Below are 16,167 nucleotides of genomic sequence, written 5' to 3'. Positions count from 1 at the left end.
CACCGGGCCCAGGACGGGACTCCCAGCACATGCCCGGTTGTTTCCGTCGCGCCCCGTAGGACGGCCGAGCGGGCTCCGAGGTTCGCATTTCGCCCAAGGTTTTTGCCCGGCCGCCGCGCCCCGGCACCGGGGCCGGCCCGCCGTGCGTCGGCGCGCCCGCCTCCGGGTAGGGCTGTGATGCAGGCCACACCCAGACCCCTTCCAGGACGAGGTGACGACCATGTCCGCGGCCGATCCCGAAGCCCGAGCGCAGACCCCCGACCCCACCGCACCCGAGATCGACGAGCGTCGCGCCAGAGCGGTGGCCGAGCAGGCCCGCGAGGGCGCCTCGGACCTGCCCGGCTTCGCCAAGGAGCTGTACCTGGGCCGCCTACGCCTGGACCTGATCCACCCGATGCCCGTCCCCGACCGGGAGGACGACGAGCGCGGCGACGCCTTCCTGGCCCGGCTGCGCGACTTCTGCGAGGGGATCGACGCCCAGCGCATCGAACGCGAGGAACGCATCCCCGACGAGGTCGTGGCCGGACTGCGCGATCTGGGCGCGCTGGGCATGAAGATCCCCGTCGAGTACGGCGGCCTGGGGCTGAGCCAGGTGCACTACAACCGCGCCCTCACCCTGGTCGGCTCGGTGTCCCCGGCGATCGGCGCCCTGCTGTCCGCCCACCAGTCGATCGGCGTGCCCCAGCCGGTGTCCATGTTCGGCACCCCGGCCCAGAAGCGGGAGTTCCTGCCGCGCTGCGCCCGCGACGCCATCAGCGCCTTCCTGCTCACCGAGCCCGACGTGGGCAGCGACCCCGCCCGGCTGCGGACCACCGCAGTGCCCACCGAGGACGGGACCGGCTACCGGCTCGACGGGGTGAAGCTGTGGACCACCAACGGCGTCGTCGCCGACCTGCTGGTGGTCATGGCGCGGGTGCCGGAGGGGCCTGGGCACCGGGGCGGCATCACCGCGTTCGTGGTCGAGGGGGACTCCCCCGGGATCACCGTGGAGCGGCGCAACCGGTTCATGGGCCTGCGCGGGCTGGAGAACGGCGTCACCCGGCTGCACGACGTGCGGGTGCCGGCCGCCAACCGGATCGGCGAGGAGGGGCAGGGGCTGCGCATCGCCCTGTCCACGCTCAACACGGGCCGGCTGTCCCTGCCCGCCCTGTGCGTGGGGGCCGGCAAGTGGGCGGTCGGGATCGCGCGCGAGTGGTCGCGCGAGCGGGTCCAGTGGGGGCGGCCGGTCGGCCGGCACGAGGAGATCGCCAAGAAGATCTCCTACATCGCCGCCACCACCTACGCCATGGAGGCCATGCTCGACCTGGCGAGCAGGATGGCCGACGAGAAGCGCAAGGACATCCGCATCGAGGCGGCCATCGCCAAGCTGTGGGCGTCCGAGCACGCCTACCGGATCGCCGACGAACTGGTCCAGATCCGCGGCGGGCGCGGGTTCGAGACCGCCGAGTCGCTGGCCGCCCGCGGCGAGCGGGGGATCCCGGCCGAGCAGCTGCTGCGGGACCTGCGCATCAACCGGATCTTCGAGGGCAGCACGGAGATCATGCACCTGCTCATCGCCCGCGAGGCGGTGGACGCCCACCTGGCGGTGGCCGGGGACATCATCGACCCGGACGCGGACCGCGCGGCCAAGGCGCGGGCGCTGACCAGGGCGACCGGGTTCTACGCGGCCTGGCTGCCGACGCTGGCCGTGGGCCGGGGCCAGCTGCCGTCGGCGTACGTGGAGTTCGGGCCGCTGGCCGGGCACCTGCGGTACGTGGAGCGCGCCGCCCGCAGGCTGGCGCGGTCGACGTTCTACGGGATGACGCGCTGGCAGGGGAGGATGGAGGTCAAGCAGGGGTTCCTGGGCCGGGTGGTGGACATCGGCGCGGAGCTGTTCGCGATGAGCGCGGCGGTGGTGCGGGCCCGGCACGACGCCGACACCCGGCCCGAGCGCGGCACGACGCCGCTGGAGCTCGCCGACGCCTTCTGCCGCCAGTCGCGGCTGCGGGTCGAGGCGCTGTTCGAGGGGCTGTGGTCCAACACCGACGACATCGACGGCAAGGTGGCCCGCCGGGTCATGGACGACTCCTACACCTGGCTGGAGGAGGGCGTGCTCGACCCGTCGCTGCCCGGACCGCTGATCGCCCCGGCCGGGCCGGGGCCCTCCCGGGAGAAGGACCTGCACCGGCGGATGGGCTGAGGCGCGGATTGTCGGCGGCGGGGGCTACCGTGTTCGGCATGCCCGAACCGCACCCCCGCCGCGACGCGGAACTGTCCCTGTCCCAGGCCCGCCGGATCGCGATCGCCGCCCAGGGGCTGGCAGGCCCCCGGCCCGCGGGCACCCCGAACCTGGGCCACCTGGGCCGGGTGGTGGGCCGCCTGGGGATCATCCAGATCGACAGCGTGAACGTGCTGGCCCGCAGCCAGTACCTGCCGGTGTTCGCCCGGCTGGGCGGCTACGACACCGCGCTGCTGGACCGGGCGGCCACCACCGCGGCCAAGGCGAGCCCGGCCCGCCTGGTCGAGTGCTGGGCGCACGAGGCGAGCCTGGTCCCCCCGGCCACCCGGCAGCTCATGCGGTACCGCATGGAGCGCAACCGGGCCCGGGCCGACGTGGGCTGGATGAACAACGTCCACGTGGAGAAGCCGCAGCTGATCAAGGCGGTGCACGAGGAGGTCGCGCGGATCGGCCCGGCCACCGCCCGCGAGGTGGAGGCCGCCCTCGCCCACGACGTGCCGCGCGCCAAGGACCACTGGGGCTGGAACTGGTCGGAGGTGAAGAAGTGCCTGGAGTACCTGTTCTGGGTCGGTGACCTCACCTCCAACGGCCGCAACTCCCAGTTCGAGCGCCGGTACGACCTGCCCGAGCGGGTGCTGCCGGCCGAGGTGCACGCCGCGCCCCTGGCGGACGAGGCGGACGCCCACCGGGAGCTGGTGGCCATCGCCGCCCGCGCGCACGGGATCGCCACCGAGCCCTGCCTGCGCGACTACTTCCGGCTCAAGAGCGCGGAGTCGCGCCCGGCCGTCGCCGACCTGGTGGAGTCCGGCGAGCTGGTCCCGGTCCGGGTCCGGGGCTGGGACCGCACCGCCTACCTGCACCGGGACGCCCGGTTGCCGCGCAGGGTGGAGGCGCGGGCGCTGCTGAGCCCGTTCGACTCCCTGGTGTGGACCCGCGACCGGGCCGAGGAGCTGTTCGGCTTCCGGTACCGCATCGAGATCTACACCCCGGCCGCCAAGCGGGTGCACGGCTACTACGTGCTGCCGTTCCTGCTCGGCGAGGACCTGGTGGCCCGCGTCGACCTCAAGGCCGACCGCGCCTCGGGCACCCTGCTCGCCCAGCGGATCACGCTGGAGGACGGCGCCCCGGACGAGACCCTGCCGCAGCTGGTGGAGCACCTGGCCGAGATGGCCGCCTGGCTCGGCCTCCCCAACGGCCCCGGCGGCCCGGCCCTGGCCCGCCGCTGAAACGGCAGGGCCGCGCGGCCCCGGAGGGGCGGCGCGGCCCGGGGGCGCGGGTCAGACGCGTTCGATGATGGTGACGTTGGCCTGGCCGCCGCCCTCGCACATGGTCTGGAGGCCGTAGCGGCCGCCGGTGCGGTGCAGCTCGCTGACGAGCTTGGTCATGAGGACGGCGCCGGTGGCGCCCAGCGGGTGGCCCAGGGCGATGGCGCCGCCGTTGGGGTTGACCTTGGCCGGGTCGGCGCCAAGCTCCTCGATCCAGGACAGCGGGACCGGGGCGAAGGCCTCGTTGATCTCGGTGACGTCGATGTCGTCGATGCCCAGGCCCGCCTTCTCCAGGGCGATCCGCGTGGCCGGGATCGGGGCGGTGAGCATGTAGACCGGGTCGTCGCCGACCAGGGAGAGCTGGACGATGCGGGCCAGCGGGGTGAGCCCGTGCTGTGCCACGGCGCGCTCGGAGGCGATGAGCACGGCGCCGGCGCCCACGGAGATCTGGCTGGCCACGGCGGCGGTGAGCTCCCAGCCCTCGCGCAGCGGCTTCAGGCCGGCCATCTTCTCCAGGGTGGTGTCGGCGCGCACGCCCTCGTCCCGGGTGACGCCCGCCAGCGGGGCGGTCTGGGCGTCGAAGTAGCCCTCGTCCAGGGCCTTGGCGGCGCGCCGGTGGCTCTCCAGGGCGTACTCCTCCAGCTGCTCGCGCTTGAAGCCCCACTTCTCGCACATGAGCTGGGCGCCGCGGAACTGCGAGATCTCCTGGAGGCCGTAGCGCTCGACCCAGCCGTCGCCGTACAGGCCCAGGCCGTTGTCGATGGCGTACTGGACGTTGGAGCCCATGGGGACCATGCCCATGTTCTCGACGCCGGAGGCGACGACCAGGTCCTGGGTGCCGGACATGACGCCCTGGGCGGCGAAGTGGACGGCCTGCTGGGAGGAGCCGCACTGGCGGTCGATGGTGACGCCGGGGACGCTCTCGGGCAGCCCGGCGGACAGCCAGGAGGTGCGGGCCAGGTCCAGGGCCTGGGGGCCGACCTGGCTCACACAGCCCATGATGACGTCCTCGACCGCGGACGGGTCGACGCCCGTGCGCTCGACGAGCTCCTTGAGCACGTGAGCGCCGAGGTCGGCGGGGTGGACGGCGGCCAGCGCGCCCTTCCTCGTACCGACGGGGGTGCGGACGGCGCCGACGATGTATGCCTCGGTCACGGGTCCTCCAAGGGCCTGGGTGACGTTTCCTGTGAACCGAACTGTATTCGGTTTTGTGGATCCGGCAAGACCCCGGCCCCCCTTCACCGCCCGTTTCCCCTTCTGTTCACCCCGGTGTGCTGCCCTGGGACGGACGAGAGGAGACGCCGATGAGCGGGGTCGCCATGGCCCTCGGCGCGGCCGCGGGCACGGTGCTGTTCTTCCTCACCTTCGCCTCCGGGCGCCGCGCCCTGGCCTGGGCCGCGGGCGGCGGCGCGCTCGCCGCCGGGTTCTGGGCCGCCCGCCTCCTGGGGCAGGCGCCGCTGTGGGCCCTGCTGCTCACGGCGGCCGTCCCCGTGCTCCTGTGGGGCTGGCTCCACCTGGCCTCCCGCTGGGCGGACGCCGACGAGGAGGCCGCCCGCTACTACCCCGAGCTCACCGCCCCCGGCACCGACGGCGGCTAGGGCGCGTTCGGCGGATCATTCCGGGTCGCGGCCGCGGGGCCGCCTCCCGCCGCGCCGCCTGCGCTCGGACGGCCGAATCCGGGCCGACCCGCGCCGGCCGTCCTGCGAGAGATCGCCTCGCGGCCGCTCCCGGCATTCGGCGCGAGCGCCGGAACGCTCGGAGGCATCCGCCGGACACGCCCTAGGACAGGCGGTCCTCGCGGACCACGCGGCCCGCGTCGCCCTCGTCGCCGAGCGTCTCGGCGGTCATCCGCTCCAGCGCGGCCACCACCTCCGGGTGCCGCTCCGCGTCGTAGTCGTCGAGCAGGGAGCGCAGCGCCTCCCGCTGGGCCTCGAAGACGCGGCGGGCGGCCGCCTCCCCCTCGGGGCTCAGCTCCCAGGGCTCGCCCTCCCCGGTGAGGTGGCCCGCCTCCAGCAGCTCCCGGTGGACCGCCTCCCAGCGGTCGTCGGGCAGGTGGGACATCTCCACCAGCTCGGACACCCGCAGCGGCCCGGTCACCGCCAGGTGGCTCAGCGTCCAGCAGGCGCGGGGCGAGATCTCCAGCCCCGCGGCGCCGCGCAGCCGGGTGTACATCTCCCGCGCCCCCTCGTGGCCGCAGGCCCGGTAGATCTCCCGCTCGACGGCCTCCAGGGCGGTGCGCCCGCCCGAGGCCACCGGCGGGATGGACTCCCCCAGGTCGGCGGACTGCGACCCGACCGTGGTGCGCAGCGGCACCTCGGGCAGGAACACGGCGAGCACCAGCCCGACCAGCGCCACCGGCACCGCCCACAGGAACACCACGTCGATGGCGTCGGCGTAGGCCTGGAGGAACATGGCCTGCGTCTGGGCGGGCAGCGCGTCCAGGGCCCGCGGGTCGCTCTCCAGGGCGGCCGGGTCCACGCCCGCGGGCAGCGTCATCTCCCCGGCGCGGGCCGCCAGGTTCGCGGCCAGCTGCCCGGAGAAGACCGCGCCGAACACCGCCGTGCCGAACGATCCGCCGATGGACCGGAAGAACGTGGCGGCCGAGGTGGCCGCGCCCAGGTCGGCGTAGTCGGCGCCGTTCTGCACGACCACCACCACGACCTGCATGACCAGCCCCAGGCCCACCCCCAGGACGAAGAACGAGCCCCACATCTGCCACTCGGACGTGTCCGGTCCCAGCCGCGACAGCAGGAACAGCCCCACCGAGGTCACCGCCATCCCGGCGATGGGGTAGGGCTTGTACCGGCCGGTACGGGTGACCAGCCGCCCGGAGGTGATCGAGGTCAGGAACAGCCCGACCACCATCGGCAGCAGGAACAGCCCCGAGGCGGTGGGCGACTGGCCGTGCACGACCTGGAGGAACAGCGGCAGGAACGCCATCGAGCCCATCATCGCGAACCCGACGCACAGGCCGATGCCCATGGCGATCACCACGACGGGGTTGCGGAACAGCCCCAGCGGCATCACCGGCTCGGCCGCGCGGCGGGCCGACAGCCACCAGCCGAACCCGAGCGCGACGCCGGCCAGGGCCAGCACGAGGATCTGCGGCGACGCCCAGTCGTAGACGGCGCCGCCCCAGGAGGCGACCAGGGTGAGGCACACGGCGGTGGCGGCCAGCAGCACGATCCCGGCGTAGTCGATGGTCCGCCGGCCGGCGGGCCGGGTGGCGGGGAGCACCGCCAGGACGGCGGCGAACGCCAGCACGCCCAGCGGCAGGTTGACGTAGAACACCCACCGCCAGGACAGGTGGTCGACGAACAGCCCGCCCAGTAGCGGCCCGGCCACGCTGGAGACGCCGAAGACCGCCCCGAACCACCCCTGGTAGCGGCCGCGCTCGCGCGGGGAGACGACGTCGCCCACGATCGCCATGGACAGCACCATCAGCCCGCCGCCGCCGATGCCCTGGAGGCCGCGGAAGAGGATCAGCTGGAGCATGTCCTGGGCCAGGCCGCACAGCGCCGATCCGGCCAGGAACACGGCGATGCACACCAGGAACAGCGTCTTGCGGCCGAACTGGTCGCCGAGCTTGCCCCACAGCGGGGTGCTGGCGGTGACCGCGAGCAGGTAGGAGGTGATCACCCAGGACAGGTGGTTGAGGCCGCCCAGGTCGGAGACGATGGTCGGCAGCGCCGTGGACACGATCGTCTGGTCGAGCGCGGACAGCAGCACCGTGAGCATGAGCGCGGCCATGATCACCGCGATCCGTCCGCCCCGGTGCTCGCGCCGTTCCCTGCGGGTCTGGGCCATCGGCTCCGCCTTCCGTGTGCCGGTGCGGCCACCCTAGGAAGGGACGCAGGGCGCGAAAGGCGCGAAACACCCGGAAGGACGGGAACTTTGCCGCCGCTTGGACCCCCCTCTTCTAAACCGAATTCGATTCGGTTACTGTGGCGGCAACCGTGATCCACGACACCCTCGGAGCTGAAGCATGAAGCGGGAACTCTTCGACGCCGACCACGACCTCTTCCGCGAGGCCGTGGCCGAGTTCCTCAAGCGGGAGGTCGCGCCCTTCCACGACCAGTGGGAGAAGGACGGCATCGTCCCCCGCGAGGTCTGGCTCAGGGCGGGCGAGGTCGGCCTGCTCGGGCACGGCGTCCCCGAGGAGTACGGCGGCACCGGCCTGAAGGACTACCGCTACAACGTCGTCGTCAACGAGGAGGTGTGCCGGGCCCACGCCAGCGGCCTGGGCGTCACCCTCCAGAACGACGTCATCGCCCCCTACCTCGTCGACCTCACCGACGACGAGCAGAAGCGGCGCTGGCTGCCCGGCTTCGCCAGCGGCGAGATCATCACGGCCATCGCCATGACCGAGCCCGGCACCGGCAGCGACCTCCAGGGCATCCGCACCTCCGCGGTCCGCGACGGCGACGAGTGGGTCATCAACGGTTCCAAGACCTTCATCACCAACGGCATCAACGCCGACCTGGTCATCGTGGTCTGCCAGACCGACCCCGGGGCCGGGGCGCAGGGCTTCTCCCTCATCGTGGTCGAGCGCGGCACCCCGGGCTTCGAGCGGGGCCGCAACCTCGACAAGATCGGCATGAAGGCGCAGGACACCGCCGAGCTGTCCTTCCAGGACGTGCGGGTCCCGGCGGCCAACCTCATCGGCCGGGAGGGCCAGGGGTTCATCCACCTGCTCCAGAACCTGCCCCAGGAACGGCTGTCCATCGCCGTCTGCGCGACGGCCTCCGCCGAGTACATGCTCCGGCACACCATCGAGTACTGCCGGGAGCGCACCGCCTTCGGCCGCCCTATCGGGCGGTTCCAGAACACCCGTTTCGTCCTGGCCGAGTTGGCGACCGAGGTCGACATCGCCCGCACCTACGTGGACCGGGCGGTGACCCTGCTCGACCGGGGCGAACTCACCGTCGAGGACGCCGCCATGGCCAAGTGGTGGACCACGGAGCTGTGCAACAAGGTGATGGACCGTTGCCTGCAGCTTCACGGCGGGTACGGGTACATGATGGAATACCCGGTGGCACGGGCCTGGCAGGACACCCGCGTGCAGACGATCTACGGTGGCACCACCGAGATCATGAAGGAGATCGTGGGGCGCGGCCTGGGCCTGTGACCGGACCACCCCCGTCCAGAAGGGTCGAGTAGGTCATGAGCGGTGCGTGGGACGGCCTCATCGTCATGGGCCTGCTGGTCGTGCTGCTCGTCATCGGCGTGCGCAAGCTGCGGCCCAGGGTCCACATCCCCTGGAAGACCAGCGCGATCGTGGTCTTCTTCGTCTTCATGTGCCTGATGCTGTGGGCCTGGTCCTGGCGCTGAGCGCTCCGGCGGGGCCTCCGGGCCCCGGAAGGGGTGCCGGGCCCGGGCCGGGTCAGTAGTCCTCCTCCTCTTCCTCCTCGCGGCGCCGGGTCGCGGGGTCCGCGGGCCCCGCGCCCGTGGCCCGGCGCAGCAGGGCGCCGCCCGCCTGGGGCAGGATCAGGACGCTGAGCATGCCGGCCGCCACGATGGCCGCGGCGTGGGCGCCGTCCAGCGCGCCGTCGCGGGTGCCGATGGTGGTCAGGACCGTGAGCAGCGGCAGGGCGGTGGCCGAGAACAGCACCAGCGCGGGGCGCTGGTCGTCGGGGACGTCCCCGCGCGAGAACACGTATTCGGGTCCGCCCCGGACCAGCAGGAACGCCGCCAGCAGCACCGGCAGGAGCAGCAGCAGGAGCGGCTGGGCCAGCAGCGAGGCCAGGTCGAAGCGCACTCCGGTGATCACGAAGAAGACGGGGATGAGGAACCCGAAGCCGATGGCGTCCATCTTGGCCTCCACCTGCTCCGCCTCCTCCCCGTGGTTGATGGTGATCATGAGCTTGATGACGACCCCCGCCGCGAACGACCCGAGCAGGGCGTCCAGTTGCAGGGCGGACGCCAGCCAGACCAGCGCCACGATCACCACCATGCACAGGCGGACCGCCACCTGGGCGCTGGAGCCCAGGGTCGCCCGGATCAGGCGCGCCCACCACTCCGAACGCGGCCGGGTGGCCGCCCAGGCGCACGCCCCGGCCAGGGCGAAGAAGACGGCCAGCAGCAGGGTGCCCTGCCAGGGGCGGTAACCGCTGAGCAGCAGGGCGATCAGCACGATCGGCCCGAACTCGCCCACCGAGCCCGAGGCCAGGAACCGGGTGCCGAACGCCCCGCCCAGCGCCCCGGAGTCGCGCAGGATCGGCAGGACCGTGCCCAGGGCGGTCGTGGTCAGTGCCAGGCCCACGATCAAAGCGGTCTGGGACGCCCCGAAGGCCGCCCAGCCCAGGCCCAGCCCCAGGGCGACCGAGCAGGCCCAGGCCAGCAGGGCCCGGTTCAGCGGCCTGCCCTTGATCCGCCGGAAGTCGATCTCGTACCCGGCCATGAACATCAGCAGGGCCAGGCCGAGGTCGGCCAGCAGGGTGATCGTCTCGTTCTCCTCGACCAGGCCCAGCACCGAGGGCCCGAGCACGATCCCGAAGCCGATCTCCAGCACCACCGAGGGCACGAGCACCCACCGCGCCAGCCGGTCGCCGAGCAGCGGGGCCAGCAGGGCCGCCGCCAGCAGGGCCAGGAGCATGCCCATCGTGCCGAGTTCCGCGCCGTCCATGTCCCCCCGTCCCCCGGGCCCCCGTGCCCCGGACGTGGGAACACTACGTCCGGGGCGGCCCGGGGCGGCGGGGACACGCCCGCTACCCCCAGGGGTCGAAGTCGATGCCCGCGGGCTCGGCCCTGGCCAGCGCGCCCGGGAACGAGCCGTCCCTCAGGTCGAGCTGGGCGCTGCCGAAGTCGGCGGAGGCCAGGATGTCGCGGATGCCGGGCGGGAAGTGGTCCCAGCCGACCAGGTCCGGGTACTGCCAGACGCCGTAGTGGTTCTCCGGCGGGTCGTCGTGCCCGGCGGCGAACCGGAAGGCGTGGGTGGACGCGCCGTCCTTGTGGTAGACGATCTTGGGGTGGGTGCCCTCCCAGAGCACCCGGTCGGCCGGGCGGGTGTCGTAGTCGCCGTGTGCCGACGCGGACACGTAGCGGGCCTGGCCGCCGAACACCCACACCACGACGTGCTCCAGGTCGTGCCGGTGGCCGCAGCAGCCCGGCAGCACCTGGTCCTTCTCGAAGTACAGCGCGTACATGTACGCGCACCAGCCGCTGGGGTCGCACTTGGACCGGGAGTAGGAGTTGGTGTTGTCCAGGTCGGACCGGTCGCGGCAGTTCCCGTTGAGGGCGCCGGTGGTGTTCAGGCCGCCGTTGAGGGTGCCGTCCGGGCCGATGGCGGGGGTCGGGTAGCAGCCGTCGGTGTCGTAGTCGAAGGCCGGCTGCCACCGGCCCTCCTCCGCGGTGTGGGCGGCGGGCAGCGCCGCCGGGGGCGCGGCCAGGGCGATGCCGGGGGTGACGAGGACGAGCGCGGCGGCCAGGGCCAGGGCCCGGCGCGCCAGGCGGGAGGGTGCGCGTTGCGGCAAGGGGGGGTCTCCTCTCGGTGTCCGGCACAGGGGGCGTGCCGACGACCGGAACGCCGCACGGGGGTCGCGCGGTCACCATGGGTGAGCACGCGGGGCGCGGGTGGTGCCGGTCGGAGTCGATGACACCAGGGCCGGCGCTCCCCGCGCAACGGGGGCAACGCGGAGTTCCCCGGGTGTTCGGAACCGGGGCGGAGTGTTCCCCGCGCGTTCGGCGCGGGGAACGTTCACAGGCGGCCGGAGTCGATGATCCGCTGGAGGAACCGCCGCGTGCGCGGCTCGCGCGGATCGCCCAGCACCTGTTCGGGCGGCCCCTGCTCCAGGACGCGCCCGCCCTCCAGGAAGCACACCGTGTCGGCGACCTGGCGGGCGAACCCCATTTCGTGGGTGGCCAGCAGCATGGTCATGCCGTCCTCGCGCAGCCCCCGCACCAGGTCCAGCACCTCCCCCACCAGCTCGGGGTCCAGGGCGCTGGTGATCTCGTCCAGCAGGAGCAGCCGCGGCCCGTTGACCAGGGCCCGCACGATCGCCGCCCGCTGCTGCTGGCCGCCGGAGAGCCGGTCGGGGTACTCCTCCGCCTTGTCGGCCAGCCCCACCCGGTCCAGCAGCTCCCGCGCCTTCTCCTCGGCCTCCCGGCGCTCGCGCCGGTGCACCCGGCGCGGGGCCAGGGTGACGTTGTCCAGCACGGTCATGTGCGGGAACAGGTTGAACGACTGGAACACCATGCCGATCCGGCGGCGCACCCGGTCCGCGTCCACCCGCGGGTCGGTGATGTGCTCGCCGTCCAGGTGGATGGTCCCGTCGGTGACGGGCTCCAGCAGGTTGGCGCAGCGCAGCAGGGTGGACTTGCCCGAGCCGGAGGCGCCGATGAGCACCACCACGGCGTGTTCGGGCACGTCCAGGTCCAGCCCGTCCAGCACCGTGTTGCCGCGGAACTCCTTGCGCACCCCGCGCATGCGCAGCACCGGGGCGGGGCCCTCGATCCTGGCCGTCCGGTCCAGTTCGCTCACCGGGCCCCCTCCGCGGACTGGCGCCGCGCCGCCCGCAGCGTCACCTGGTCGGTGACCGCCACCAGCGGGACCGCCATGAGCACGAACAGCACCCCGGCGACGATGTACGGCGTGAAGTTGTAGGTCTGCGCGGTGGCGATCTGCGCGGCGCGGATCGCGTCGATGGGCCCGGCCAGCGAGATGAGGCCCACGTCCTTCTGGAGCGCCACCATGTCGTTGAGCAGCGGCGGCGACACCCGCCGCACCGCCTGGGGCAGCACCACCCAGCGCATCGCCTGCGGGTAGGTCAGGCCCAGGGACCGGGCCGCCGCGATCTGGCTGGGGTGCACCGACTCGATCCCGGCGCGGAACACCTCGGCGATGTAGGCGCCGTAGGTGACCACCAGCGCGATCCCGCCGAGCACCAGCACGCTCGGGGTGTTCTCCAGCCGCAGCCCGGGCACCCCGAACGCCATCAGGTACAGCACGATGATCAGCGGGGCGCCGCGGAAGCCGTAGGTGTAGGCGGTCGCCAGGGCCCGCAGCGGGAAGAACACCGGCCCCCGCAGGGTGCGCAGCACCGCGGCCAGCAGGCCGACGGCCAGCGCGCCCAGGGCGCAGAACACCAGCAGCCGCACGTTGAGCCACAGCCCGGTGAGCACCGCGGGCAGGGCCTCCGCCGCCACCTCGGGGTCGAAGAAGGTGTCGCGCACCCTCTCCCAGCCGGGAGAGCCGACCACGACGGTCACCAGGACGGCGCCCAGCACGGCGGTGGAGACCGCGCCGACCAGCACCGAGCGAACGCTCTGGCGGCGGCGCAGCGCGGCCCTCTCCGCTTCCAGGGCACTGGGAACGTGCGCGGGGACGTGTGCCGCCACGTCAGGCCAGCTCGGGGGCGTCCGCGGCCTCGGCCAGCCACTCCTGCTCCAGCTCGGCCAGGACCCCGCGCTCGCGCAGGGAGTCCAGGGCCCCGCTGACGCAGTCGGTCAGCGGCGAGTCCAGGTCCAGCACCAGGCCGAACTGCTCGGCGGCCTCCTCGGTGCGGGGCAGCTGCCCGACGATGACGGCGTCCTCCAGCTCGGCTGAGGTGATGTAGAACGCCGTGGGCAGGTCGAAGACGACCGCGTCCACCTGGCCGTTCTCCAGCGCCTGCTTGGCGTCGTCGTTGTTGTTGTAGACCAGCGGCTCGGTCCGCGGGTCCACGGCCTCCACCAGGGTGTCGTAGCTGGTGGTGCCGACCTGCGCGCCGATGGCCAGGCCGGCCAGGTCGTCGGTGGACTCCGCCTCGGCGGCCTCGGAGCCGGCCAGCGCCACGACGACCTGGCGGACGTCGTAGTAGGGGCTGGAGAAGTCGACGGCCCGCGCCCGCTCCTCGGTGATCGAGAACTGGTTGATGTCGAAGTCGAATTCCTTGGGGCCGGGCTGGATGGCGCTGTTGAACGCCACCGTCGTCCAGGTGACGTCCTCGGCGCTGTAGCCCAGTTCCAGGGCGACCGCGTAGGCGACGGCCGACTCGAAGCCCTCCCCGTTGGAGGGGTCGTCGTCCACGAACCACGGCGGGTAGGCGGGGCTGTCGGTGCCGATGGTGAGCACTCCCTCGGTGAGGGTGGGCAGGCCGTCGGGGGTGCACTCGACGGCGGCCCCGCCGCCGGATCCGGGGTCGGCCTCGTCGGCCGGGGTGCAGGCGGTGGCCAGCAGGACGGCACCGGCGGCGACGGCGCCGAGCGCGGGCAGGTGGCGGGAGGTCATCGGCTCACTCCGCGGGGAGGGGGACGGGGAATGCCGTACAAATTACCTACCTCACCGGGGGTGAATCCAGGTCTTTTGCGTCACGGAACGCAGAGCGTCCGACCGGTCACCCGTCCGGGGGTCAGGCGAGGGGTTCGGCGTCCCCGTCCTCCACCGGCGCGTGCATGGGCATCTCGAACCAGACCGCCTTGCCGTCCGGGGTCGGCCGCGATCCCCAGCGGGTCGCCAGCTGCTCCACCAGGTACAGGCCCCGGCCGCCCTCGTCGTCCGCGGCGGCGCTGCGGATGCGCGGCAGGCGCAGGTCGTGGTCGAAGACCTCCACCCACACCCGGGAGGCGCCCTTGCGCAGGCGGAGCAGGAACTCCTTGTCGTCGTCCTGGGCGTCCGCCTCGTCGGCCTCGGCGACCTCGTCCAGCAGGTCGCTCCAGTCCTCGTCGAACTCGTCGAAGGCGGGGGTGCCGTCGAACGGCGTCTCGGAGTCGCGCACCCCGGTGTCGGTGAACTCGCGGTGCACCGGGTGCGGGGTGGCGTGGATGACGACGTTGGTGACGATCTCCGAGACCAGCAGGCAGGCCAGCTCCGACTGGTCCCGGTCCATCCCCCACTCCTTGAAGGTGTTGGCCGCCAGGTGGCGGGCCTCGCCCACGGTGGAGGCCTCGGAGGGGAACCAGCCCTCGCGCAGCGCCAGTTCGTCGGAGTCGGTGCGCACGACCAGCAGCGCGGTGTCGTCGTCCAGCTCGCCCGGAACGCTGTGCACCGCGGCCTCGGCGATCTGCTCCACGTCCTTGTCCGCGACCTCGGAGACCCGATCGGTGAGCCTGCGGAACGCCCTCTCGGGGTCCCGGGCGCCGCCGACGGGGGTCCGGTCGACCAGGCCGTCGGTGTACAGCAGCAGCGTGGCGCCGGTGGGCAGCCGCAGCTCCGCCTGGTGGTAGACGACGTCCTCGCCCGCGCCGGCCTTGGCCCGGGTGCCGAGCATGCGGTCGTTGACCTCCAGCTCCAGGGCCTCGACGGACTCGGAGGTGATCAGCAGCGGGGGCGCGTGCCCGGCGTTGGCGTAGGAGAGCTCGCGCGACCAGGCGTCGTAGACCATGTACAGGCAGCTGACGCTGGGGATCCAGGTGCCGCCGTCGATCGGGCGGCCCAGGCGGCGCACCCACTCGTCGAGCTCGCGCAGGATGTCGGCGGGTTCGCGGTCGGCCTGGGCGAAGGCCCGCAGGGCGGCGCGCAGCTGCCCCATGACGGCGGCGGCGTGCGGGCCGCGGCCCTCGACGTCGCCGATGACCAGGCCCACCCGGCCGGCCGAGAGCGGGATGACGTCGTAGAAGTCGCCGCCCACCTGGGTCTGGATGCCGTGGCCGTACGCCTGTGTGGGCCCGGCGGGCAGGTAGCGGGAGGCGATGGTGAGCCCGTCCTGGGGCGGGAAGTCGCTGGGCAGCAGGCTGTTCTGGAAGGCCAGGGCGGTGGTGCGCTCCTCCTCGAAGAGGCGGGCGTTGTCGATGGCCAGCGCGACGCGGGAGGCGATGGCGCCCACGAGGTCGCGGTCGAAGCCGCCGTAGGTGTTCTTCTGGCGCGGGGACAGCCCGGACAGGGCCAGGGTGAGCACTCCCAGGACCTCGCCGCGGGCGCGCAGCGGGGCGGCGATCGCGGAGGTGACGCCGACCTGCCGGGAGACCATGTCGGAGCGGCTGCTGGGGGAGTTCTCGAAGAGGTAGTCGCTGCTGACGACCGTCTCCAGCCGGCGCAGCGCCTGGGTCACGAAGTGGCGTTCGGGGTAGCGGACCTCGTCCCCGACGTCGAACCAGGTGTGGGGCGGGGGCATCCACCCCTCGGCGTGCACCGAGACCCGTCTGACCAGCCGGTCCTGCTCGTAGAGGTCGATGAAGCAGTGGTCGGCGAACTGGGGCACCAGGATGCCCGCGACCCCGCGCACGGTGGAGTCGAACTCCAGGGAGCCGGCCAGCCGGCTGCCGATCCGCTCCAGCAGGCCGTACTGCTCCTCGACCCGGCCGCTGCGCAGCGCCTCGCGGGCGATGAGCGTGATGCCGTCGATCTCGCCGTCCTCGTTGCGCATCGGCACGGCCTGGGCGCGCACGTGGATCCAGGTGGAGTCGCCCTTGAGGACCGCGAACGTGCCCTCCCAGGGCTCGCCGCGCAGGACGCGGCGGGCCAGCTGGGAGGCGTGTTCGCGGTCGGACTCGTGGATGCCGATGTCCAGCAGCGAGAGTCCGACGTAGTCGCGGCCGCCGACGAAGCCGAAGAGCTCGCGTGCGAAGGGGTTCCAGTAGCGCAGCAGGCTGAACCGGTCGATGACGACGATGGCGATCTGCGCGCGGTCCACGACGGCGGCCGTGGCGAGCGCGTCGCCTTCGCGGAAGGGCTCACCCCACCGTGTCATCTAGCCGCCACCTCGCCGTCATGAACTGCAAGCATGCCCGCCCCGGATCACCCGAACGACCGCACCTTGCAGCGAGCGT

The 16,167-nt window shown here is 73.1% G+C and carries 13 protein-coding genes; 5 read left to right on the top strand and 8 right to left on the bottom strand.

All coding sequences use genetic code 11. From position 1 onward, the window contains the following. The first annotated feature begins 220 nt into the window (after window positions 1-220). The gene (locus tag K1J57_RS13340) at window positions 221-2,179 is read left to right on the top strand and encodes an acyl-CoA dehydrogenase family protein (protein ID WP_220564748.1); all 1,959 of its coding nucleotides are present in this window, start codon (window positions 221-223) and stop codon (window positions 2,177-2,179) included. 38 nt (window positions 2,180-2,217) lie between these two features. Then, window positions 2,218-3,444: a winged helix-turn-helix domain-containing protein gene (locus K1J57_RS13335; protein WP_220564747.1), complete on the top strand. Its 1,227-nt coding sequence runs from the start codon at window positions 2,218-2,220 to the stop codon at window positions 3,442-3,444. 51 nt (window positions 3,445-3,495) lie between these two features. On the opposite strand, the gene K1J57_RS13330 is transcribed toward K1J57_RS13335, so the two are convergent. Continuing rightward, a complete protein-coding gene (locus tag K1J57_RS13330; protein ID WP_220564746.1) occupies window positions 3,496-4,638 on the bottom strand; it encodes an acetyl-CoA C-acetyltransferase in 1,143 nt (380 codons plus the stop codon). A 149-nt stretch (window positions 4,639-4,787) separates the two neighbouring features. On the opposite strand from K1J57_RS13330, the gene K1J57_RS13325 reads away from it, so the two are divergent. Beyond that, window positions 4,788-5,081 carry a hypothetical protein gene (locus K1J57_RS13325; protein ID WP_220564745.1) on the top strand — a complete coding sequence of 98 codons (294 nt, stop codon included), beginning with the start codon at window positions 4,788-4,790 and terminating at the stop codon, window positions 5,079-5,081. A 181-nt stretch (window positions 5,082-5,262) separates the two neighbouring features. Here the strand turns inward: K1J57_RS13325 and K1J57_RS13320 are convergent, their stop codons facing one another. Next, window positions 5,263-7,290, bottom strand: a complete 2,028-nt coding sequence (locus K1J57_RS13320; RefSeq protein WP_220564744.1) for an MDR family MFS transporter — start codon at window positions 7,288-7,290, stop codon at window positions 5,263-5,265. A 178-nt stretch (window positions 7,291-7,468) separates the two neighbouring features. On the opposite strand from K1J57_RS13320, the gene K1J57_RS13315 reads away from it, so the two are divergent. Continuing rightward, a complete protein-coding gene (locus tag K1J57_RS13315) occupies window positions 7,469-8,611 on the top strand; it encodes an acyl-CoA dehydrogenase family protein (protein ID WP_220564743.1) in 1,143 nt (380 codons plus the stop codon). Between the two features lie 35 nt (window positions 8,612-8,646). Continuing rightward, complete coding sequence (locus tag K1J57_RS13310) at window positions 8,647-8,814, top strand: hypothetical protein (RefSeq protein WP_220564742.1); 168 nt, start codon at window positions 8,647-8,649, stop codon at window positions 8,812-8,814. 52 nt (window positions 8,815-8,866) lie between these two features. On the opposite strand, the gene K1J57_RS13305 is transcribed toward K1J57_RS13310, so the two are convergent. The 6 genes from K1J57_RS13305 to K1J57_RS13280 all read right to left on the bottom strand — a co-directional run bounded on the left by K1J57_RS13305 (window position 8,867) and on the right by K1J57_RS13280 (window position 16,088). Further along, window positions 8,867-10,108 carry a cation:proton antiporter gene (locus tag K1J57_RS13305; protein WP_220564741.1) on the bottom strand — a complete coding sequence of 414 codons (1,242 nt, stop codon included), beginning with the start codon at window positions 10,106-10,108 and terminating at the stop codon, window positions 8,867-8,869. 82 nt (window positions 10,109-10,190) lie between these two features. Further along, window positions 10,191-10,955: an NPP1 family protein gene (locus tag K1J57_RS13300; RefSeq protein ID WP_255647029.1), complete on the bottom strand. Its 765-nt coding sequence runs from the start codon at window positions 10,953-10,955 to the stop codon at window positions 10,191-10,193. A gap of 224 nt (window positions 10,956-11,179) precedes the next feature. Then, window positions 11,180-11,962: an amino acid ABC transporter ATP-binding protein gene (locus K1J57_RS13295; RefSeq protein ID WP_277615501.1), complete on the bottom strand. Its 783-nt coding sequence runs from the start codon at window positions 11,960-11,962 to the stop codon at window positions 11,180-11,182. After that, a complete protein-coding gene (locus tag K1J57_RS13290) occupies window positions 11,959-12,819 on the bottom strand; it encodes an amino acid ABC transporter permease (RefSeq protein WP_220564740.1) in 861 nt (286 codons plus the stop codon). The genes K1J57_RS13295 and K1J57_RS13290 overlap by 4 nt, the downstream gene beginning before the upstream one ends. Window position 12,820: 1 nt before the next feature. Beyond that, the gene (locus K1J57_RS13285) at window positions 12,821-13,690 is read right to left on the bottom strand and encodes an ABC transporter substrate-binding protein (protein WP_220564739.1); all 870 of its coding nucleotides are present in this window, start codon (window positions 13,688-13,690) and stop codon (window positions 12,821-12,823) included. A gap of 121 nt (window positions 13,691-13,811) precedes the next feature. Beyond that, window positions 13,812-16,088: a SpoIIE family protein phosphatase gene (locus K1J57_RS13280; protein WP_220564738.1), complete on the bottom strand. Its 2,277-nt coding sequence runs from the start codon at window positions 16,086-16,088 to the stop codon at window positions 13,812-13,814. Window positions 16,089-16,167 lie beyond the last annotated feature (79 nt).

Origin of the sequence: Nocardiopsis sp. MT53 (assembly GCF_019598965.1) — a bacterium.
Lineage (GTDB): Bacteria > Actinomycetota > Actinomycetes > Streptosporangiales > Streptosporangiaceae > Nocardiopsis > Nocardiopsis changdeensis.
This window is presented reverse-complemented; position numbering and strand designations above follow the sequence as displayed.

Coding starts and splice junctions, on each gene's coding strand:
- K1J57_RS13285 (WP_220564739.1), bottom strand. CDS start 13,690: ATGACCTCCCGCCACCTGCCCGCGCTCGGCGCCGTCGCCGCCGGTGCC.
- K1J57_RS13340 (WP_220564748.1), top strand. CDS start 221: ATGTCCGCGGCCGATCCCGAAGCCCGAGCGCAGACCCCCGACCCCACC.
- K1J57_RS13320 (WP_220564744.1), bottom strand. CDS start 7,290: ATGGCCCAGACCCGCAGGGAACGGCGCGAGCACCGGGGCGGACGGATC.
- K1J57_RS13310 (WP_220564742.1), top strand. CDS start 8,647: ATGAGCGGTGCGTGGGACGGCCTCATCGTCATGGGCCTGCTGGTCGTG.
- K1J57_RS13305 (WP_220564741.1), bottom strand. CDS start 10,108: ATGGACGGCGCGGAACTCGGCACGATGGGCATGCTCCTGGCCCTGCTG.
- K1J57_RS13325 (WP_220564745.1), top strand. CDS start 4,788: ATGAGCGGGGTCGCCATGGCCCTCGGCGCGGCCGCGGGCACGGTGCTG.
- K1J57_RS13280 (WP_220564738.1), bottom strand. CDS start 16,088: ATGACACGGTGGGGTGAGCCCTTCCGCGAAGGCGACGCGCTCGCCACG.
- K1J57_RS13335 (WP_220564747.1), top strand. CDS start 2,218: ATGCCCGAACCGCACCCCCGCCGCGACGCGGAACTGTCCCTGTCCCAG.
- K1J57_RS13315 (WP_220564743.1), top strand. CDS start 7,469: ATGAAGCGGGAACTCTTCGACGCCGACCACGACCTCTTCCGCGAGGCC.